Origin of the sequence: Flavobacterium stagni, from assembly GCF_004122105.1 — a bacterium.
In the GTDB taxonomy this organism is placed as follows: Bacteria; Bacteroidota; Bacteroidia; order Flavobacteriales; family Flavobacteriaceae; genus Flavobacterium; species Flavobacterium stagni.
Genome location: NZ_SBKN01000001.1, coordinates 953,638 through 975,512, shown reverse-complemented (window position 1 = coordinate 975,512; position 21,875 = coordinate 953,638). Strand labels below are relative to the sequence as shown.

The following is a 21,875-nucleotide window of genomic DNA, read 5'->3' as shown; positions in this document are numbered from 1 at the left end:
CACGTTTTAGCTTCCAAATCAATTATCGGGAACGGGGTCGGGCTGTCCGTGGTGCGCGGCACCTTACTTCCATCCCTCACGCGAATGTGCAAAAAGCGGGTAACTGCATTTTGAAAGAACGTTTTTAGAAATTGGCACTCCAACCTCAGCCCCGGTAGCAGTGGAAATCCTGCGGAGCGAAGCGGAGCAGATTGCAACGGATAACGGGAAGGCACTGGATAATTACCGTTACTGCTGCTGCCTTATCAAAGACAAAATGAAATCGCAAAAACGCTGTTTTTCAAATAAATACCGCACTTTTTCAAGTTTAACATACCAGCAATCCACTTTTGGCGTTACTTTTGTATAATCATCATCAATCAAAAATCAATCATCATGTTAAAACGCTTCTTCTTGCTTTGTTCGGGAGTGGACAAAGACCTTATTGCCGGCTGTTCCAATGGGGAACAAAACAAGTATGCCGGAATTGGTGCAACGGTATTTTTCACGGCTTTCATGGCTTTCCTCGCGGGGAGTTATGCGCTGTTCACCGTTTTTGACAACTATTATACAGCCACCGCTTTTGGCTTGGTTTGGGGCTTACTCATTTTCAACCTGGATCGCTTTATCGTGTCTACCTTAAAAAAAAGAGATTCTTTTTTGGATGAATTCATTCAAGCCTCGCCGCGAATTGTGCTGGCTTTAATCATCGCCATCGTAATTTCAAAACCGTTGGAAATTAAAATTTTTGAAAAGGAAATTAATACGGTCATCTTAAAAGAGAAAAATGAGATGGCGCTCGCCAACAAAACACAAGTAGCCAATTTCTACAAATCCGATTTGGACCAAAACAAAGCTACAATGGACAGTTTGAAAGGTTCGATTGCTACCAAAGAAAAAGAAGTCGCCGCCTTGTACCAATCCTACATCACCGAAGCAGAAGGTACGGCGGGCACCAAGAAAATGGGCAAGGGTCCGATTTACAAAGAAAAACGTGCGGCTTACGATCGTGCCGCCTTGCAATTGGATTCGTTAAAAAAAGTAACCGCTACTACCCTAGCCGAAAAAGAATCGCGTGCTAAAACCTTACAAGCCGATGTGGATAAAAAAGTGAGTGAAACCCAACCGGTTATTGATGGTTTTGACGGACTCATGGCGCGTATTAATGCTCTAGGAAAGTTGCCTTTTTTACCTTCATTTTTCATTATGCTGTTGTTTTTGGCGATTGAAACGGCGCCTGTAATTGCAAAATTATTGTCTCCAAAAGGCGAATACGATTTTAAAATCGAAGATCAAGAAATGGCGTTAAAAACAGTCTTGGAACAAAACCGTTACCAAAGCAATCTGCAAAAACAAACGGATGCTGCGATTAACGATAAAATTTATGCCGATATCCGTGAAGATAAAGAGCTTTACCAATACAAGCGCAAAGGCGCTAAGGAATTGCTCCAATTGCAAGCGGATGGTTTTGTCGCGAAACAAAAGAAAGCCTTGGAATAAAAAAAAGTCCCGTTACCGGGACTTTATCATTCAAATCAAAAAAAACTAACCGGACAACAGATAGAACCCTAACAACTTTCTGCAACCTAATGGTTGTGCCGGTTAGCTTTTTGGTACAGATTGTCACACTCTAAAAAACAATCTGCTAAAATCAACCATGATTTATATTATTCCAATAATTGGTTATTTTTCAAATAATTATCAATGTAAAGCATCAATTCGTTTTTGTTAAGACTAAAGTCCATTACTTTCACGTCTTGATCATTTACTGTTTTTATTTTCATTTCTAAAATTCGACTCGGCGAACCGGCAACAACGTCATTATGTAGTTGGGCCACTTTCATCAAATTGAACAAATCTTCAATATCATTCACCACAAAAAAGCAATGTTTAAAGTTTTTAAACCATTCCAAGCTGAATTTCTTCTTGCTGGTGCATACCTCAATATCCACTCTTTTTGAGAAGTAATGTTTCACAAAAGAGGAAAACCCTTTGGAGGTATCATACACTGCTAATTTTGCTGTTGCCATAATCGTTATACCGCCTGTAAATAGGTCGATTTTTGATTGAGTTTTCGATTCAATTTTCGTACTATGGTTTTCGCATCTTCGTGGATAATTGCGGCCACTTCAACAACGATCGGTTCGTAATTCAAAGTCACCATTTGCAATTGATACCGGTATTTTTTGGTACGATAACTCAGAAAAAGCATAACAGCACCAACAACAACACCCAACACCACCATTGACGGATCATAAGAACGTAAACCAAAACCAAGCATCGTCATGCCAATGGAAACTAAAAACAACACCAAGTTGTAATGATAGTTTCGGATTTTAAACAAGCGTATTTTACGAAATCCGTCATAAGAATAATCTTTCATCAAACCGGACTGTAAAACACAGAAATGGGACTCAAAGAGTAAACCGAAATTATTTTTATATTCTAACTTTTCCATAGGGTAGATTTAACTTGGGGTTGAAATCTATACCAAATGTAGTTCGATAACAGTGCAGTAAAATAAAAAATCGACAGATCCATAGGGAACTGTCGACGAAAGTGGATTCGGTGTCGACGAAGCAAAATGGTAAACATTCATTGCTTCCGCTTTAACGAGTTAGATCAAATTCAATCGCTCAATTAATTCGGCACGATTGTTCTTGCTCACAGGGATAACATCTTTGCCAATTAATACGGTAGAGTCTTTGATATCAATGATTTTGGCAATATTAATGATAAAAGAACGGTGCGTTTTTAAGAATTGGGTTTTGGGCAATTTCTCTTGTAATTTGGACAAGGTCGTATGCACAATGTAATTTTGTTGTTCGGTTTTGATGATGACATAATCCCCATTGGCTTTGATATAGTTAATCGCATTCAAATCAATCTTTATTAACCGTTTGTCGATATTCACATAAATTTCTTGGGGATCATTGGAGTCAACAGGTTTAATGTAGCCCACATGCAATTTCATGCGTACGCGTTCCATAGCACGTTCAAAGCGTTCAGGAAGAATTGGTTTTACCAAATAATCCACAATACAATCATAATTGAAGGCTTCCAAGGCTAAATTTTTATCATTGGTTACCAATATAATGAGTGGCGGGTTTTTAATGGTTTGAACAAAATCAAATCCAGAAAAATTGGGCATGTGAATGTCCAAAAAAATCAAATCCACATCGGGATTGGAATTGAGGTATTTCATCACGTCAATCGCATTGGAAAAAGTCTCAGTGACTATCAAGTCGGGCGTTTTTAAAACCAAATGCGATAACACCTCCCGTGCTAACAATTCGTCATCAACAATTACACATTTCATAGGCTTGGCGTTGAATTAATAAATTCTTGAATTTTAAGTAAAACCGCTTCAAATTCGGATTGAAATCGATCCGAATTTCGACGCAATTCTTCTTCATAACGATGAGCTATTTGGTAAGAATACTCCATACCTAAAAAGCCAATTTTATGTTTCAAGCGATGAACAAAGGTAATGCTTTTTTTGACATCATTTTGCGCAATTGCTGCTTTATATTCCTGATAGTCTGCAAAATACTCTTTGACCATAACATCAAAGATGGTTTGTCTGACTTTTGGATCACCAGCAGCCAACTGTTCTAGATACTCAAGATTTGGGGTTTCGTTTATCATGTTTTTGTAAGGTAAAATAAAACGTAGTGCCAACACCTTCTTCGCTGATGAGCCAGATTTCCTCTCCGATATTCTCCAATATTTTTTTGACAATATTCAAGCCAATTCCGGTTGATTTTTCATTACCATTAATGGACTCAAACATTTTAAAAATACGGGATTGATTACGCGTTGAGATTCCGATGCCGTTATCGCGAACACTAAAAATGTAGCGTAGGGGTTCTTCTTCCACATCGATTTCTACAAATCCAATCGACTTGTCATTATAATTAATGGCATTGCTAATCAAATTCAAAAAGAGTTGTTGCATTCGGAAAAGATCTTCTTTTACAGTAGGCAATGGTCTTTTTATTTGTAGTGAAATATGATTAGGGATATAAATTATAGATTCAATAGATCTGACTAAATCGTTCAAATCAATAGATTCCTTTCGTGAGGTAGGACTATCAATTTTGGAATAGGCCAAAATCCCTTGAATTAAGAGCTCCATTTTCTCTACTTTTTCTTGGATAAGATTAAAGTATTTGGCTGTTTGCTCGTTAAATTCTTTATCATTATCTTCTTTTATAAAAGTAATTAAAGAATGTATACTACGAAGCGGTGACTTCAAGTCGTGTGAAACAATTTGCGCATATTCATTCAATTGGCGGTTTTGACGCTCTAAGCGTTCCAATAATTGCTCGCGTTGAATTTCTAGATTTCGGGTTTCGGTAATATCAAAATGCAATCCGATGGAACCGATTACTGACCCGGTAAGATCGTAATTGGGTCCGCCACTGACCAACCAAACCCGTTCTTCGCCATCGGAGCCGCGGACTTCCAATTCGTATGAATCAGAGATTTTACTGCGACGCAATTGTGATTTTTCGGTTAACAATCGTTTAGTGTCTTCATTTAGGAAAACATCCACCCCTTTTTTACCCTCGAGTTCTTCAGGCGTATAGCCACTCATGGTACAAAACCGTTGATTGGCCATCAAAATTCGGTCGTCATTATCTACTTCCAACAACCCAATATTCATGTTTTCAATAATGCGACGGTATTTCTCTTTTTCATTATTTAAACTATCCTGGAAATGGCGTTCGAGCGAAATATCCTCATACGTCCACAAATGGCCTTTGTGCACATTATCAATCACAACAGGAATGTAAGAGCGTGAAAAAACACGTCCGTCCACCAATTCCAACACTTCATGCAATACGGGTTGTTTATCGCTTAAAATTTGCTCGATTCTGCTGATAAAATGGGTATTATCTTTAAAATAGTCTTTGGATTCTTCGGCGGAATTGGTACAATCCGATCCAATTAACAACTCGGGCGCTACCGGAATTCCAAACATGGAACAGAATTTTTGATTGACCAAAAGGATTTTCCGATTTTCATCTTCCAAGAGAATACCATCATGTAAGTTTAAAATAAGGGAACGCAGACGTTGTTCCGATTCTTTAAGCCGGTCTTGCATTTCCTTTTCATGGGTAATGTCTTCTATCATCGTATAGTATTCGATGAAATTTCCCAAATTATCAAAAACAGGATGTCCCTTTATTCGTGCCCAAAAAAAGCTCTCGTCAGCACGTTTATGTATCACTTCGTAGTCAAAAACCTCGGCTTTACGGAAAGCTTCTAACATTTTATCGAGTACCGTTTTATCCGTAAACTCGGATACCCCCAATCGATATAAAGTATTTCCAATAACAGATTCTTCACGATAACCTGTCATGGACATATAGGCTTCATTTACCCAAAAAACCTCGCCGTTTATATCGGTCAACACCACGCCATTTTCGTTGGTACTTACCACCAAAGAAAGTTTTTTAATTTCTTCTTTATCGCGTTGTAATTCTCTTTTTTGGGAAGTAATCGCATGCACCATATACTTCAAATCGTTGTTGCTAATTTCAAGACTACGCAACATATTGAGCATATCGATACTGGTATCATGAATGGCAAAATCGGTCATTTCCAATTTCTTTTCAGCGAGCTCATCAATACTGGAAACCCAAGGTGACCCAATAAATAAGATATCATCCCCATAAGGAATCATTTGCCCTCGCAAAAACGTTTTGGTATGATTTAATACGGTAAGAACAATTAAGGTCCCTTCTAATTTTTCAACGGTTATTTCTGCAGCATTTTTTAAAAAAATAGGGGATTTAAAATGAAAAAAAAGATCAAATGAATCGTTGTAATTTAATTCAGGAATCATTTTTTTCAAACTGGGTCCAAAATTTAAAATACGCTGTTGCTTATCCATGATGAAATAAAATGGAAATAGCGTTGAAAACGATTGTTGATCAAAATAGAATCCTTTATCCATCATGCCATAAAGGTGATTTTGTATTCGTTATACAAACTATTTTCACTTTCGACTTGCAGTAAAGTTAATTCAAAGTGGGCTTCAAATAAATCGCCAAAACCTTTCAAAATTCCTTTGGTAAACGTTGGCTTTTTTAATTTATATGGCGCATGTAAAAATTGAATTTCATTTTCTGAGAGTTGACGGGAATGAAATTCAGTCAAATTTAAATTGGGGTAAATTAAAGCCAATCGGTTAATAAACAAAGGAAAATCAATCAAAAACTTTTTAAAATGATCTTGTCCTTTGGTCACATTCCCCAAATAGAGTTTCGGCACAAATTTCAACGCCCACCAATAACCAATTTCGTAAAACAAATCATCTGTTTCACGATCTTGCAAATTGATTATGGCGCTAATAATTCGTTCCAATAAATCATCGGTATAAAACTCTGAATTGATAAAATAATCTTCTTCTAAGCCCACATGTTCGCACACTTTTTCCCAAACTTCCATTCCAAAGTTTTGGATGATATAATCTTTAATAGAATTGATAAATATCCCGTACATGGCACTATTTTACAGTGAGACTTTTATTCCAATAATTTAACAGCATATGAATGAGCTCTACGTATTCATTATAGCGTAACGGCTTTAAAAAATAGCCCGCAATTCCCTCACGGTAACACTCCAATAAATCTACATTATTATCGGAGGTAGTCAATACTACACAAGGGATATGGTACCATTTTTCATGTTTTTTCAACGCCTTTAAAAATTCGATCCCGCTAAATTTAGGCATGTTTAAATCCAACAAAATCAAATTTGGCAACGGATGGCATGTCTGTAAATAGTCCAATGCTTCTTCACCGTTTTTAGCGATTTGAACGTGATAAGAAGCATCTACTAATTGAATGACGCGTTCAAATTTCATAATTTCAATTTGATCGTCTTCCAACAATAGCATTCGCACAGAGCTTTTCATTGTTCTAACAAAGTTTACTCAAATATCTACTATATAATTTAATTTTCGTTGGTCGTTATCAAAAAGTCGTTCAAAACACTTTACCTGTAGACGAACGCTGTCGATGTAACAAAAAAAATGCGCATTTACCGTAGTTAATGCGCATTTCAAGTATAGAATAATGTTTACTTTTATAAATAGTTTAAAATTTCTGCCTTCAAGCGATCGTATTCACCTTGCAAGATCAAACCGTTATCCAAAAGCTTTTTGTAGTTCTGTAATTTTTCAAACAATTCTTCCTTCGACAAATCGCTTAATTTTTTCTCAGCTGTGGACGTTGAAATTGAATTGTCAGCAGGAGAATCCATAGCAGGTGATGGAATGATTTCAGCAAAATTCGTCACTTCTTCTACTTCAGGTTCTTCCACAATTTCAGCTGGAGTTTCTTGAACTAGAGTTTCTTGAACGGGAACTGCAACAGGCGCGGCTACGGGATTTTTCAAGGCATCCAACTGTTCCTTAGCAAAAGTGTATAATTTTCGCGCTTGATTTTTAGGCAAATAATCGACGGTATGTGTCAAATCGGATTGCGTGGTAAACGTAAAATCGGAACCTAAAATCCCTTCTTTAACGAATGTTCCTGCAATGTCATTCCAATCATAATCCACAAATTCCATGGACAAGCCCAAGTTTTTGGGTTTGCATAAAATGATGCGCTTGTTGGTCACCACAATGCTGTCGGGAAAAACGGTAATCGCAGGTTTCTTTTGAACGGCAATGTAGCCCACTTCTTCATGGGACATTAATAGGTTTTCCAATTTAGCCGTGATTTTTTCAATCGCTTTGGGATCTTGATCTTCGTTGAGTATTTTTTTGAGATTATCTAACATGGTCTTAGTTACTTTTTTAAACGAATCGATGGCTACAAAAGTAATGCCTAAATTTCACTTTGAAGGATTTCTTCCCGAACTTTTTTGGTTAAACCTTTAAAAACTAAATCGTAGGAATGATCTATTAATTCACACATAAATACATTGCTAACATCTCCATGAAAGGCAATTGTATTCCAATGTACTTTACTCATGTGATAACCTGCTTGAATGGCATCGTAACGTGCCCGCAACTCTTCTCCCCATTCGGGATTGCATTTCAAATTTAAAGAAGGAGATCCATTCTCCCATTCCTTCAAAGAGGTCAAACAAAACATTTTCCCTCCTACTTTAAACACCAACGTGTCTTCATCAAACGGGAAATGTTCGGTCGCTCCTTTTTTAGACAGGCAATAGTCGTACAGTTGCTGAATATTCATGCTTTTTTATTTATTAGTATCCAATTATCGAATGTATTCCATCATCTTTTCGGGATGCGCCAACGCTTTGAATCCAAATTTCTTATATAAAATGTGAGCATCCGAGGTTGCTAGACGCCAAATTTTCACTTCTTGCAATTGGGGTTCGTTCATCATGGCTTCAATCAACACTGAAGCATAACCATTTCCGCGATAATCGGCATCCACAAAGACATCCATCACATAAGCAAACACCACATAATCAGTAATTACTCGAGCAAAACCGATTTGCTGTTGGTCCAAATAAAGTCCGAAACACACCGAGGCGTCAATGGTAGTTTGCACTTCTTCCCTTGTTCGTCCTGCCGCCCAATAGATATCTTTCAAGAAATTTTGGACAAAAGGAACATCCAAACGGGATTTATCCGTACTGACTTCAATCATTTTACTTTTCATTTAAAGCATACAAAACCGGTTTACTGGGCGACGCATCATTTTCAAACGAAGCAATTTGCAAATTCAGCATATAACTCCCGTCTGGCACCGTATCCGGCACAATAATTAATTCCGTAATGGTGCAATCCAAACGCGCATCGGCATTGAGTTGGTTGACATCAGTTACATTCCAAAAGGCTTTATGCGCCGCCAAGGCACCACCGTCTTCTTCCCGATCGACACTGGGCAAATCAATCAAGAGGTGTTTTACCCCAATTTCACGCAAATAATGTGCGGCTTCCGCTGCCAAATACGGCGGATTAGTATGGGAATAGTTTTGGTGCTTTTTCGATTCTAGATTTGGTAAAGTTCGAATCACTAAGGCTTCGGGCGTATTTCCTGCCAAGGCTTTTTCCAGTTGATTTTGGGTAATGATTCCGTCACTTGCATGAACTTCAGGCGTTATCGAAATCAATTCGGAACGGAAAAAAAAGGTTTGCAAACATTGATTTATACTGTAAAAATCACGGGTAATGTGTCCCAAACATTCCGTATGCGTTCCATGTCCATGCGGGTTGAAATGGATGTTGTTGAAGTTGGTCGAACTACCTTCTGCCACTTTTCCAACCCAATCACCAAAACGAACGGGTTCGATCACGGGCTGTTCCAAATACCACGCAATTGGATTCGCATCGGTATTGGTTAAGGGAATCGAAATGTCAATGGGTTGCGAAGTATCAAAGGTATAGGTATCAAATTGTAGAATCATAAGTTGAGAAATTACCGCAAAGTACGCTAAGGTATAAATTTATAAATTCAGTAGGAATAAATCACTCGCAATCCCATCACTTAGAAACTTTCCTTTACGGGTAGTTCGAACGATATCACCGTCTATGAAGAGCAAATGGTCTTCCAAATGCACTTCGGCTTGTTGCAGAAAATACGTCTTGAATCGGGGTCCGAATTCCGTTTCCAAACGATTCAAATCGACACCCCAAATCGTACGCAAACCTGTCATCACATATTCATTATAGCGATCGGTCAGGGACAAGGTTTCCAATTCCAAAGGCAATTCATGGGCTTCGAGGGTTTGTATGTATTTGGAGTTGTTGGAAATATTCCAACCGCGTTGGATACCATTAAAACTATGTGCTGCAGGACCAATTCCTAAATAGGATTTGCCCAACCAATAGGCTGAATTGTTTTTTGAAAAATAACCTTCTTTCCCAAAATTAGACAATTCATAATGCACAAAACCCGCTGCTTCGAGTTGGTCAATCAACAATAAGAATTGCTCTTGGGCTTGGCCATCATCAGGATTGGGAATAATCCCCTTTTGTACAAAAGAATGCAAGGCCGTTTTGGGTTCGACTGTCAACGCATAACTCGAAATATGCGATACCCCCAAATCCAATGCTGTTTGGATATTGGCCAACCATTTTTCATTTGTGAGTCCGGGAATCCCATAAATCAAGTCCAAGGTAATATTATCAAATAGTGTAGTCGCCAATTGCAAACTAGCCAACGCTTCTTGCGCATTGTGTGCCCTGTTCATCAAGCGTAAATCCTCTTCAAAAAACGACTGTACTCCAATGGATAACCGATTCACCGGAGTTTGTGCCAAAGCATGTAAATAGTCCGGAGTTAAATCGTCGGGATTGGCTTCCAGTGTGATTTCGGGGTGCTCTACCACTTTGAAATGCTGGTAAATGGTTTCGATAAGAAAAAGAAGTTCAGGAATCGTCAATAGACTTGGCGTTCCCCCTCCAAAATAAATGGTTTCAATCACGGTATGGTCACCCATCCAAGTGTTCCGCAACTCTATTTCGCGCGCCATCATAGCCACCAGCGCTTCCTTTTTTTTCAAAGAAGTCGAAAAATGGAAATCACAATAATGACAGGCTTGTTTGCAAAAAGGAATATGGAGGTAGATGCCACTCATCGTGAAGGTACAGGTTTCAAGTTTTTATTCTCGAACCAAAAATAAACTAAAAAAGTCGGTTACTTGAACCGACTTCTAAATTTTACATTAGGAATTACCAACTGTAATAATCTTTATAATGTCCGTTGGTAATTTGTATGGACTGACTTGAATTCGCGGGATTCACAGCCGTTAAACTATAATTTACATCAATAATATAACCTACAATCGCAGGCGTTTTAGATACTACCGTCATGGTTCCTGTACAATTATACAAATCGTATTCTAAAGTTGTGGTGTTAAACTTTGAGAAGTGGACAAAATTTGTGGTACTTGAAGGCGTAAAATTATAGACTCCAGGCCCGTTATTCGTAGAATTAAAACCCATGCCAATTAAAACATCATCATCGGAAAGATTTTGCATAATAAAGTCATCCATTCCAAATCCGTTATTTTGATAGCCTTTGGTACTGTACCAATCTTGTCCCGCAATTTTTGCATAACATTCGAGGTTAGGAACAGTGGGTGTCACTTCAGTATAGACTACATCAAAATTACCGCTTACTGTGACATAAGGCGAACTTAAATCGTTTTCATTTTCATACAGTCGACCTGTAAAATCACCTTTTACAATCTTATTTGACTCATCAATAGATGTCATGTTAAAGGTAAAATAATGAGATGTAAAATTGATGTGAGACGTATTACTTTCAGAGCCCATCAAATTGTAAGTAGAAACTTTATTTAAGTCGCCAAATTTGTTGAAATTAATTTCTAAACCGTATCCATCGCTGGTCACTGCCGTAATTGCAATGGTATTTTCTGATTTTCGAGCTTGAAAACTAGTTACCGTTTTGGCTACCGAATTAGATGTAAAAGTGACAACATTCTGACTTTGCCCTGAACTGCTTGAGTTCTCTGAATTTGAACAAGAAAATAATAGAAAAGTTACTAAAAGAGTTGCAAAAATGCTCAATTTTCTCATGGTGTATAATGGATTAAAAAGTTACGTATGTCGATGTACAAATTTGCATTATTTTTTTTAGCATTCAAAATCAACGAATTAATTTCCTTGAAAACTAGAAAAATTTGTAGCGAAAATTTTACTTAATTCGTTCTTGGTTCTGTTTCACAAAGGCATCCCAACCTGAATAACTTTTCCCAGCAACCACTTTGCCCGTATTGAAAAAATGACAAACCGCAGCGGCTAAACCATCTGTGGAGTCAAGATTTTTGGGTAATTCTTTTAACCCCAATAATTGTTGTAGCATTTTAGCGACTTGCTCTTTGCTGGCATTTCCGTTACCGGTTATCGCCATTTTGATTTTTTTGGGCTCGTATTCGGTAATCGGAATTTGACGAGACAAACCCGCGGCCATCGCAACACCTTGCGCCCGACCCAATTTCAACATCGATTGGACGTTTTTTCCGAAAAAAGGCGCTTCAATCGCAATCTCATCGGGATGATAGGTATCGATTAACTCAATGGTGCGTTCAAAGATTTTTTTCAACTTCATATAATGGTCGTCGTATTTACTCAACAACAATTCATTTAACTGAATAAATTCCATCTTTTTATTCACCACACGAATGAGTCCGAAGCCCATGATCGTGGTTCCTGGGTCAATTCCTAATATGATACGTTCGTTTGCCAATGTCAAATAATTCGGGAGTTGTCGCTAAAAAGCAGTTTCTTTGCACCATGAATCCATGGTCAGACAAAGCTACACAATTCCTCACAGTTCTCCTTAAAATTGTGATTGTATCGGGTGCGTTTTTTGTGATTTACCACAAATTAAGTGCAGATCCCCAGTTGTCATGGACTTCATTTCGCGAAGCACTTCAAAAAATTGCCCATCCCGGGATGATTTTCGTATTGTTTGCCTTGACCTTTAGCAACCGTTTTTTAGAAATTTTAAAATGGCAAAATTTGGGTTCGACCCTGCGCCCACTTTCGCTTTGGGAATCTACCAAACAAGTATTAGCCGCCCTAACTGCCGGACTTTTCACGCCCAACGGGATTGGAGAATATGCAGGTAAAGCCTTTTATTTTCCCAAAAAAGAGGCGGGACAAGTCGTTTTTTTAAATTTGATTTGTAACGGTATTCAAATGGTGCTCACGGTTGTTTTTGGCACTATCGGACTTTTCATCTTAGGATATTCCGAATGGGCATGGGGCGTTATCGCATTGGCTACCGCGATGGGATTGCTTTTTTATTTTACCCAAAAAATTACCCTCAAAGGGTATTCATTTCATTTCCTTTACACCAAAATTCAAGCACTTCCAAAGCTGGTTCACCAAAAAAACAACCTCTTAGCCTTAGGCCGTTACCTCATCTTTTCGCACCAATACTATTTTTTATTTCGGGCTTTTGAGGTACATTTACCTTATGCAACTTTGATGGGCGCTATTGCAGCCGTCTATTTTATGGCATCGTCCTTACCGAGTTTTCAGTTTTTGGATTTTGCAGTAAAAGGCAGTGTTGCGTTGTTTTTCTTTGGAAAGTTGGGAGTAGACGATTGGACCGTCGTTTTCATCAGCACACTGATGTGGCTTATGAATGTTGTGGTTCCCGTGCTCCTCGGAAGTTATTTCATCTTAATTTTTAAACCTCAATGGGCATCTACATCGGCTTCGGACTAATAACGGCAATCTATACCGGATATCTTTTAAAAATTTATTCAGGAATTGCAAAACTCCCTGTTTTTGTTTCCAAAAAATCAACACCAACTACCGGATTTTCAATCGTCATTCCCATTCGTAATGAAGCGAAAAACCTCCCGGCACTATTACAATCCATAGCAAATCTCAATTATCCCCCCGAACATTTTGAAGTTATCATCATCGACGATTTTTCTGAAGACCAAAGTGAACGAATCTATTTGAATTGGCGTTTATCCCACAGTCAGTTTGACACCACCTATTTGGAAAACGTTCGCCGCACAGGTTCTCCTAAAAAAGACGCCATTTCCCGTGCATTGCCCATCCTTAAACATTCGTGGGTCATTACTACTGATGGCGATTGCATCCTTCCTAAAAATTGGTTACAAACCTATCACGATTTTATTCAAGAGACGAAGTGCGCAATGGTGGCCGGACCCGTTATTTTAAAAACAAAAAACAACTGGTTTCACGATTTTCAACAATTCGAAACTTTAGCGTTACAAGGCACTACTATCGGTAGTTTTGGCAATAACCAAGGATTCATGTGCAACGGTGCCAACTTTGCTTATACCACCTCTTTTTTCCATGAATTGGGAGGCTTTGACGGACTAAATCAATACGCGGGCGGTGATGATGTACTGTTGTTACAAAAAGCATTAAAACAACAACCGCAAAAAGTAGGCTATTTGAAAAGTGTGGACGCTTTGGTCAAAACCCGACCTATCGATGATGCTTTTGCAGTTATTCAACAGCGCATTCGTTGGGCAGCTAAATCAACGGGCTATTCCAATAATTATGCAAAAATGCTCGCCGTTGTCGTTTTGTTGATGAATCTCAGTTGGGTAACTGCCGTCATTCTCGCCTTCAACCAGCAACTGCTATGGGCCATCGTTTGGAGCATGTGGGCTGTAAAATATGCGGTGGATTTTGCGGTAATGTATCGAACGAATGCTTTTTTACGACACGGAAAGTTCTTCTTGCCCTTGGCGAGTAGTGTGATTTATCCGTTTTTTAGTAGTGTGACAGGAATTTGCGCACTGTTCGGCGGCTTTCAATGGAAAGGGCGTACATTTCAACGCTAATTATTCACCTCGAATAATAACGGGTAAGATAAATTGTGTTTTCACCGGAATTCCGCGCTTGATGGCCGGATTAATTTTTGGCAAATCCGTAAGTCGGACCCGCAAAATACTATCTATTTTTTTTTTATCGTAAGCGGTTGAATCTTGTGGAAATTGCGGTTCAAATACAAGAGTCGCATCGGGATTTACGGTAATTTTCACTTCAATGGTATCCAATTCAGGATACAATACCGACAACGTATCGGTATCCAATTTTTGTTGGATCGTACTCGATAAAAATTCGAAAAAACATTGTTTGCGCTGCGTAGCATCCGTTAGCTTTTCACATTCAGCGATAGAAGGATATTCATCGACTTGATTCCAATTGATGGCTTTGAGTTCTTTTTGCAAAAGTTCTTGTTCATTGGGAACTTGCTTTTCAAAATAACTACAAGAAGTCAAGGCGAACGCCAAAAGCACAACAATTCGTTTCACAGCTTATTTTTTGGATTGCAAATAGGCTTCATACCGTTTATCAAACCATTCGCGCTTGGTCTGTTCCGCTACATCTTTTTGGTCTTTGTAGAGCATTCCCAATTTCTCCGAATAAATCGCGATTTTAATGGTGTAGGTGTAATACTCCTCTTTGGTCAACGTAATATTGGGGTCGTTTTGTTTTTCAAAAAACGCAAAAAACAGTTCGTCGTAATGCTTTTTGTCATAGGCCAAAACCTCTTTGCGGTACTTGGTATACAAAGCGTGCTTCATCGCCAAATCAGGATCGGATGAATTTTGTGCATGCACAGCGGGTATCGCGAAAACCATTCCCATCCACAAGACAAAAAAACATAGTAACTTTTGCATAACTCAACCATTGAAGGAAACCAAAAATAGTAAATTTAATGGAAATGGCAGTCGGAACAGTTAGTTCATTTTTTGGAGCACATACTGCGTGTTCTAATCTCGTGTCTTCCCGCTTTCGGCAGTCGCTTTTCCGCTAATACTCCAAGAGCTCCAACAATGCCTCAACCAGCCTGCCGGTAGGCAGGTCGGGGCTAACTTACAAGTTTATATTTTTAATGATATATCTTTTTGAGTTTTGAGTTACTGAGCTTCTGAGCAACTAAGCCACTGAGCAATGCCTATACAACTGCGTGTAAAACATGGACTGTGACTGCGACTTACAACCATCAAACTTAGTGTCTTCATGTCTCGTGGCAAAGAAAACCTAACATAGCTATTTCTTAATCCCAAAAGAGACAACTAAACCTTGCTAAAAAACAAAAAAGCTATTCCGAAATGAATCGGAAAAGCTTTTCATTGGTCTAACTACTAAACCTTGTCTCGTTGTTACACGAGACGAAACAACACAACTATTTTAAATGTGCTTCCTGCAATTCAGAAGCATCATTCCAATGCTTTTTTGGGCAAAAAAGCGCTCCGTATAACGGAACGCTTCTCCCAATTTAGCGGTCTGGACGGGACTCGAACCCGCGACCCCATGCGTGACAGGCATGTATTCTAACCAACTGAACTACCAAACCTTGCTTTATTGCGGATGCAAATATACGAGCAAATTTCAGCTTTGCAAACGTTTTTGCAGAAATTTTCAAATAATTTTTTGGACTACTAACCAAACATTTGTTTTTCAACCAAATAGGTGGTCAATATTTTTTCAAAATCCGCGCCAACATTGACGGGAACGTACTTAATTTTGTTCTGTGCGCAGGCCATCGCCAAGTCTTTAAAGTAACTTTCTACCCGTTTTTCGTATTCTTTTTGGACATTTTCAGCAAATAAATTGACCACTTCACCCGATTCTACATCGATAAATTTACGCGGATGGTTGTCAAAATTGAACTGCAACTCGGTCGCTTCATCCACCACATGAAACACCACCACTTTATGTTTATTGTGTTTTAAATGCTGTAAAGCACTGAATAATTTTTCATGAACTTCGCCTTGAAACATATCTGTAAACAAGATAATCATCGAACGACGGTGCATTTTTTCAGCGATTTGGTGCAAATACGTAATCGTATCGGTGCGCTTCGCTACTTTGGGTTGTTCCAAAACGCCTTCTAAAATCGACAATAACATGCGGTGATGCCGATCCGAACCCTTTTCGGGAGCATAATACTCATAATGATCCGAAAATACACTTAAACCCACGGCATCGCGTTGCTTTTTCAATAAATTCATCAAAACCGCCGATGCCAGTACCGAAAATCCAATTTTACTTTCGTAAAACGGTTGGCCCGACTTCAACACGGGATAATGCATCGACGAAGAATTGTCCACAATCAAATGGCAACGCAAATTGGTTTCTTCCTCATACCGCTTAGTATACAAACGATCCGTCTTGGCAAACAATTTCCAATCGATATGCTTGGTACTCTCCCCTTTGTTGTAGACTTTATGTTCGGCAAACTCAGCCGAAAACCCATGAAAAGGCGATTTGTGCATCCCCGAAATAAAACCTTCCACAACTTGGTTGGCTAAAATTTCCAAATGCTTAAATCCAGAGATGAGTTCTTTTTCTTGTTCGATCTTCATACCTTCAAAGATAAAAAAAAGCCTGAATTTCTTCAGGCTTTTCGTTCACTTTCGTATATCCGTTATAATAACGCATCAATTGCATCGGTGTAGGTTTTTTTCGGTGCAACACCTACTTGACGACCTACCACTTCTCCATTTTGGAATACCAAAACAGTTGGAATGTTACGTACACCATATTTCGCTGCAAATTCTTGATTTGCATCTACATCTACTTTTCCAACAACCGCTTTTCCATCGTATTCTGAAGAAATTTCATCGATAACCGGACCTACCATTCTACAAGGACCACACCAAGCTGCCCAAAAATCTACTAATACCGGTTTCTCGGATTTTAACACTACATCTTCAAAAGTAGCATCGGTAATTGCTAATGCCATAATATCTGTCTTTATTTAGTTATGTATTCGTTTTGAAGGACAAAGATAATTAATTATAAATGTACACCTTTCCCCTTCGGATTACTTTTAATTATTTTTTAATCATTGAAACTGATACTTAGTTCAATTTGAAATTGACTTGCAACTTCTCCAACTCACTCAACAATTCACTTGAAATCTTGATTTTTGCTTTGCGCGAAGGCATGGCCAAATACGTGACCACCTTAATTTCTTCGGTTTCTGCAGGAACTTCAGCATCAAATGAATCCGCATCCAAATCTTCTTCTCCAGTTTCTTCTGCTGTTACTTCAACCGATTTAGCAGCCAACTCCACTTTTTTCTTTACGCGCTCCAACTCCATAACCTCAAACGACACTTGGTGGTCGCCTTTGTGTGTCTGGAATAGGACCGCCAATTGCTCAATCATCGCTTGATGCAACTCTTGAATATTCATTTGGATAACCAATTTTTTGGCAAAAGTCGGCAATACATCGGCCAACAATTTCACCTCTTGAAACGTAATTCGGGGATCCGAGCGTTTTCCTGTTTCACGATTCACCCAACCTTCACGTACCAACACTTTAAAAAACACAAATTGATTGTTCACCAAAAAATGACGGAACTTCAAATATTCTTCATCAAAAATGCGGAACTCAAAACTTTCGTCATAACCCTCCAAAGTGAACATTGCCCAATCTTTTCCATTCTTGCCCGTTTTGTATTGTACATTGGACACAATGCCTCCAAAGGTCACCGTTTTATTAACCAAACCTTCTAGATTTCTCAAATGCTCCAATTTCACATTGCAGAAATATTTCATCTCAAAACGGTAATCGTCCAACGGATGTCCCGAAATGTAAATTCCTACTACTTCACGCTCTCGCGCCAATTTAGCCATGGTCGTCCACTCTTCACAGGGCGGAATTTGAGGCTCGGCAATTTGCACTTCACTCGCTTCGCCGAACAAACTGACTTGCGCCGAATTCTCGTTCTCTTGAAACTTCGATCCATAGCGCATCGCTTTTTCTAAAAACGTGATATTGTCCCCATCGTGATGAAAATATTGCGCCCGATGGGTATTTTCAAAACAATCAAATCCTCCCGCAAGAGCTAAGTTTTCAAATGCCTTTTTATTAGCAGCCCGCAAATCTATGCGTTTTGCCAAATCAAAGATTGAACGGTATTTTCCATCTTTACGGCAGGCCACAATGGTATCTACAGCACCTTGACCTACCCCTTTTATCGCACCCATTCCAAAACGAACGGCATACGATTCGTTAACCGTAAACTTATAAAAGGATTCGTTCACATCTGGACCCAAAACATTCAAGCCCATTCGTTTACATTCTTCCATAAAAAACGACACCTGTTTGATATCATTCATATTGTTAGAAAGCACGGCCGCCATGTATTCCGCTGGATAATGCGCTTTTAAATAAGCCGTTTGATAGGCGATCCAAGCATAACAAGTGGAATGCGATTTATTAAAGGCATAACTAGCAAACGCTTCCCAGTCTTTCCAAATTTTATCCAATCTTTCCGCCTCATGCCCATTGGCAACGGCTTGATCAATGAACTTGGATTTCATTTTATCCAAGACATCTTTTTGCTTCTTACCCATTGCTTTCCGCAAAACGTCGGCATCCCCTTTGGAGAAGTTGGCCAACTTTTGCGACAACAACATTACCTGCTCCTGATAGACCGTAATTCCGTAGGTTTCTTTCAAATATTCCTCACAGGCATCCAAATCGTAGGTGATGGGTTCTTCCCCATTTTTACGGCGAATAAACGAGGGAATATACTCCAACGGTCCCGGACGGTATAAGGCATTCATCGCAATCAAATCCCCGAAAACCGTTGGCTTCAACTCTTTCATGTATTTCTGCATCCCCGGAGATTCGTATTGGAAAATCCCTACTGTTTCTCCGCGTTGGAACAACTCATAGGTTTTCACATCATCTATCGGGAAAGTGTCGGGATCCAATTCAATTCCGGTGCGGTATTTCACCAACTTGCAGGTATCTTTTATCAAGGTTAGGGTTTTCAAACCCAAGAAGTCCATTTTCAACAATCCCGCGCTTTCAACAACGGAGTTGTCAAATTGAGTCACATACAAATCGGAATCCTTCGCCGTAGCCACCGGAACATAATCAGTAATGTCACTAGGCGTAATAATTACCCCACAGGCGTGAATCCCGGTATTCCGTAGGTTTCCTTCCAAAACTTTGGCTTGTTGAATGGTCTCCGAACTGAGATCACCGCCATTTGCCAATTCAATTAATTCTTTGACTTTATCAAATTCATCCGAACGCAAAGCGGCTTTGAGTTTGTCATTTTCTAAGGTGAAAATTTTAGCCAAATTCAAGTTATTCGGAATCAACTTTGCAATTTTATCGGCTTCAAATAAGGGCAAATCCAATACCCGAGCGGTATCACGCACCGAGGATTTGGCAGCCATTGTACCGTACGTAATGATTTGCGCCACCTGATTGGAACCGTATTTTTGAATTACGTAGTCCATGACTTTACTACGACCCTCATCGTCAAAGTCAATATCGATATCGGGCATGGACACCCGGTCCGGATTCAAGAAACGCTCAAAAAGTAAATCGTACGCAATCGGGTCGATGTTCGTAATGCCCAAACAATAGGCTACAGCACTTCCCGCCGCCGAACCACGACCGGGCCCCACGGAAACGCCCATATTTCGAGCTTCCGCAATGAAATCCTGTACAATCAAAAAGTAACCCGGGTAACCGGTGCGTTCAATAGTAGCCAACTCAAAATCGAGGCGTTCTTTGATATCGGGAGTGATTTCGGGGTAGCGTTTCTCAGCCCCTTTGAACGTAAGGTAGCTTAAGTATTTGTTCTCACCTCGTTTTCCGCCATCTTCAGCGTCTAACGGGTCTTCAAACTCGGCCGGAATTTCAAATTTGGGCAACAAAACTTCTCGTGCCAATTCGTAGATTTCAATTTTATCTACAACTTCAGCGATATTGGTAATGGCTTCGGGGAAATCGGCAAACAATTGCTTCATTTCGGCACCCGACTTAAAATAGTATTCTTGGTTGGGCAATCCAAAACGGTAGCCACGACCGCGACCTATGGGTGTAGATTGCTTTTCACCATCCCGCACACACAACAGGATATCATGCGCATTGGCATCTTCTTTTTGTACATAGAAAACATTGTTAGTCGCCACCGTTTTGATGTTGTGCTTGCGCGAAAGATCAATCAACGCACTGTTCACGCGGTTTTCATCTTCCTGATTATGGCGCATGAGTTCGATATACAAATCTTCCCCAAACTGGGATTTCCACCACAAAAGCGCTTCCTCCGCTTGATTAAGTCCGATATTCAAAATCTTACTTGGAACTTCGCCGTACAAACTTCCTGTTAAGACGATGATATCATCTTTGTATTGTTCGATAATCGCGCGATCAATTCGGGGCACATAATAAAATCCAGCCGTATAGGCGATGGAAGCCATTTTGGCCAGATTATGATAACCGCGTTTATTTTTGGCTAAAAAAACTACTTGATAGCCGTTGTCTTTGCGCGTACGATCTTTGTGGTTGTCACACACATTGAATTCACAACCTACAATCGGTTTGATGATTGTTTCAGAAGGCGATTCACCCGCTTCAAGGGCTTGTTCATTTTTTTGTTTGGCGGATTTATTATGCGCCAAAACGTCCCGAACAAAATGGAAAGCTCCCATCATGTTACCCATATCCGTCATGGCCACGGCTGGCATTTTCTGCTTCACAGCCGCACTTACTAAATCTTTAACAGATATGGTGGATTGTAAAACAGAAAACTGGGTATGATTATGTAAATGCACAAAATCGACGGCGGCCATTTCGGCTTGACCTTGTTGAATATCTTGTGTGGAAACGGGCGCAGCAGCTACGGGTGCGGCTTTTTTACGCAAATCCTCCGATTCCTTTTTCAGGTTCAAATGCGTGAGTCCGATAGGCCGAATAACTCCTGGATGGTGCTCTTGAAAACGGCGGTAATAATCGCTTGGCGCATCCAATTCTTCCTTGGTAAACACCTCCCGCTTAATCAATTCAAGGAAACAACGCGTAGTCGCTTCTACGTCGGCGGTGGCATTATGAGCTTCGCCGAAAGGTTCGCCAAACAAGTACTGATGTAATTCCGTTAACGTAGGCAATTTATATCGACCGCCACGACCGCCCGGAAGTTTGAGCATTTCAGCGGTAACTTCGGTACAGGTATCCAAAACGGGGAGTTGCGCCAAATTTGTTGCAATACCGGCGCGATAGAATTCGCACCCCATAATATTGACGTCGAAACCTACATTTTGACCCACAATAAATTTAGCTTGCGCTAAAGCTTCATTGAATTTCAAGAGCATTTCTTGTAACGGTACCCCGTACTTATGTGCCAATTCAGTAGAAATTCCATGTACGCGTTCCGCATCATAGGGAATATCATATCCTTCGGGAATTACAAGGTAATCTTGATTATCGATCAAGTTTCCGAGCTCGTCGTGCAACTGCCAAGCAATTTGCACTGCACGCGGCCAATTGTCGGTATCGGTAATGGGGGCTGCCCAATTACGGGGTAAACCCGTGGTTTCGGTATCAAAAATTAAATACATATTCCTGAAAAAGAGGCTGTTTCATTTAGCGGCCTTACTTTTCAAAAATACACTTT

At 39.6% G+C, this 21,875-nt stretch carries 22 protein-coding genes and 1 tRNA gene; 3 read left to right on the top strand and 20 right to left on the bottom strand.

All coding sequences use genetic code 11. The features are described 5' to 3' along the window. The first annotated feature begins 375 nt into the window (after positions 1–375). On the top strand, positions 376–1,479 hold the full coding sequence (locus tag EQG61_RS04275) for a DUF4407 domain-containing protein (RefSeq protein ID WP_129460648.1): 1,104 nt from the start codon (positions 376–378) through the stop codon (positions 1,477–1,479). 167 nt (positions 1,480–1,646) lie between these two features. On the opposite strand, the gene EQG61_RS04270 is transcribed toward EQG61_RS04275, so the two are convergent. From EQG61_RS04270 to ruvC, 14 genes are all read right to left on the bottom strand, one after another. Beyond that, positions 1,647–2,009, bottom strand: a complete 363-nt coding sequence (locus tag EQG61_RS04270) for a hypothetical protein (protein WP_129460647.1) — start codon at positions 2,007–2,009, stop codon at positions 1,647–1,649. A 5-nt stretch (positions 2,010–2,014) separates the two neighbouring features. Next, positions 2,015–2,437, bottom strand: a complete 423-nt coding sequence (locus tag EQG61_RS04265; RefSeq protein ID WP_129460646.1) for a hypothetical protein — start codon at positions 2,435–2,437, stop codon at positions 2,015–2,017. A 159-nt stretch (positions 2,438–2,596) separates the two neighbouring features. Beyond that, positions 2,597–3,298: a LytR/AlgR family response regulator transcription factor gene (locus EQG61_RS04260; protein ID WP_129460645.1), complete on the bottom strand. Its 702-nt coding sequence runs from the start codon at positions 3,296–3,298 to the stop codon at positions 2,597–2,599. After that, on the bottom strand, positions 3,295–3,627 hold the full coding sequence (locus tag EQG61_RS04255) for an Hpt domain-containing protein (RefSeq protein ID WP_129460644.1): 333 nt from the start codon (positions 3,625–3,627) through the stop codon (positions 3,295–3,297). Before EQG61_RS04255 ends, EQG61_RS04260 begins: the two co-directional genes overlap by 4 nt. After that, the gene (locus EQG61_RS04250) at positions 3,602–5,947 is read right to left on the bottom strand and encodes a PAS domain S-box protein (protein ID WP_129460643.1); all 2,346 of its coding nucleotides are present in this window, start codon (positions 5,945–5,947) and stop codon (positions 3,602–3,604) included. Before EQG61_RS04250 ends, EQG61_RS04255 begins: the two co-directional genes overlap by 26 nt. After that, on the bottom strand, positions 5,944–6,492 hold the full coding sequence (locus EQG61_RS04245; RefSeq protein WP_129460642.1) for a heme NO-binding domain-containing protein: 549 nt from the start codon (positions 6,490–6,492) through the stop codon (positions 5,944–5,946). The genes EQG61_RS04250 and EQG61_RS04245 overlap by 4 nt, the downstream gene beginning before the upstream one ends. A gap of 4 nt (positions 6,493–6,496) precedes the next feature. Next, the gene (locus EQG61_RS04240; protein ID WP_129460641.1) at positions 6,497–6,907 is read right to left on the bottom strand and encodes a response regulator; all 411 of its coding nucleotides are present in this window, start codon (positions 6,905–6,907) and stop codon (positions 6,497–6,499) included. Positions 6,908–7,077: 170 nt separating this feature from the next. Then, positions 7,078–7,776: a PH domain-containing protein gene (locus EQG61_RS04235; protein ID WP_129460640.1), complete on the bottom strand. Its 699-nt coding sequence runs from the start codon at positions 7,774–7,776 to the stop codon at positions 7,078–7,080. Positions 7,777–7,823: 47 nt separating this feature from the next. Continuing rightward, entirely contained in the window at positions 7,824–8,195 is a 372-nt protein-coding gene (locus EQG61_RS04230; protein WP_129460639.1) for an MmcQ/YjbR family DNA-binding protein, read from the bottom strand. A 24-nt stretch (positions 8,196–8,219) separates the two neighbouring features. Then, positions 8,220–8,618 carry a GNAT family N-acetyltransferase gene (locus tag EQG61_RS04225; protein ID WP_129460638.1) on the bottom strand — a complete coding sequence of 133 codons (399 nt, stop codon included), beginning with the start codon at positions 8,616–8,618 and terminating at the stop codon, positions 8,220–8,222. 1 nt (position 8,619) lies between these two features. After that, positions 8,620–9,378, bottom strand: coding sequence for a cyclase family protein (locus EQG61_RS04220; RefSeq protein WP_129460637.1), 759 nt, complete (start codon positions 9,376–9,378; stop codon positions 8,620–8,622). Between the two features lie 39 nt (positions 9,379–9,417). Further along, positions 9,418–10,551: a radical SAM family heme chaperone HemW gene (gene hemW, locus EQG61_RS04215; RefSeq protein ID WP_129460636.1), complete on the bottom strand. Its 1,134-nt coding sequence runs from the start codon at positions 10,549–10,551 to the stop codon at positions 9,418–9,420. Positions 10,552–10,645: 94 nt separating this feature from the next. Next, positions 10,646–11,515 carry a hypothetical protein gene (locus EQG61_RS04210; protein WP_129460635.1) on the bottom strand — a complete coding sequence of 290 codons (870 nt, stop codon included), beginning with the start codon at positions 11,513–11,515 and terminating at the stop codon, positions 10,646–10,648. Positions 11,516–11,633: 118 nt separating this feature from the next. Continuing rightward, the gene (ruvC, locus tag EQG61_RS04205) at positions 11,634–12,185 is read right to left on the bottom strand and encodes a crossover junction endodeoxyribonuclease RuvC (RefSeq protein WP_129460634.1); all 552 of its coding nucleotides are present in this window, start codon (positions 12,183–12,185) and stop codon (positions 11,634–11,636) included. A gap of 47 nt (positions 12,186–12,232) precedes the next feature. Here ruvC and EQG61_RS04200 point away from each other — a divergent pair, with 47 nt between their 5' ends. Then, complete coding sequence (locus EQG61_RS04200) at positions 12,233–13,174, top strand: lysylphosphatidylglycerol synthase domain-containing protein (RefSeq protein ID WP_129460633.1); 942 nt, start codon at positions 12,233–12,235, stop codon at positions 13,172–13,174. After that, the gene (locus EQG61_RS04195; protein ID WP_129460632.1) at positions 13,147–14,277 is read left to right on the top strand and encodes a glycosyltransferase; all 1,131 of its coding nucleotides are present in this window, start codon (positions 13,147–13,149) and stop codon (positions 14,275–14,277) included. The genes EQG61_RS04200 and EQG61_RS04195 overlap by 28 nt, the downstream gene beginning before the upstream one ends. On the opposite strand, the gene EQG61_RS04190 is transcribed toward EQG61_RS04195, so the two are convergent. The 6 genes from EQG61_RS04190 to dnaE all read right to left on the bottom strand — a co-directional run bounded on the left by EQG61_RS04190 (position 14,278) and on the right by dnaE (position 21,819). After that, positions 14,278–14,751, bottom strand: a complete 474-nt coding sequence (locus EQG61_RS04190; RefSeq protein ID WP_129460631.1) for a hypothetical protein — start codon at positions 14,749–14,751, stop codon at positions 14,278–14,280. A gap of 3 nt (positions 14,752–14,754) precedes the next feature. Beyond that, entirely contained in the window at positions 14,755–15,120 is a 366-nt protein-coding gene (locus tag EQG61_RS04185; protein WP_129460630.1) for a hypothetical protein, read from the bottom strand. 606 nt (positions 15,121–15,726) lie between these two features. Next, a tRNA-Asp gene (locus EQG61_RS04180) sits at positions 15,727–15,800 on the bottom strand. 85 nt (positions 15,801–15,885) lie between these two features. Further along, on the bottom strand, positions 15,886–16,812 hold the full coding sequence (locus EQG61_RS04175) for a DUF58 domain-containing protein (RefSeq protein ID WP_129460629.1): 927 nt from the start codon (positions 16,810–16,812) through the stop codon (positions 15,886–15,888). A 62-nt stretch (positions 16,813–16,874) separates the two neighbouring features. Next, entirely contained in the window at positions 16,875–17,192 is a 318-nt protein-coding gene (trxA, locus tag EQG61_RS04170; protein WP_129460628.1) for a thioredoxin, read from the bottom strand. A 118-nt stretch (positions 17,193–17,310) separates the two neighbouring features. After that, positions 17,311–21,819, bottom strand: a complete 4,509-nt coding sequence (gene dnaE, locus EQG61_RS04165) for a DNA polymerase III subunit alpha (RefSeq protein ID WP_129460627.1) — start codon at positions 21,817–21,819, stop codon at positions 17,311–17,313. Positions 21,820–21,875 lie beyond the last annotated feature (56 nt).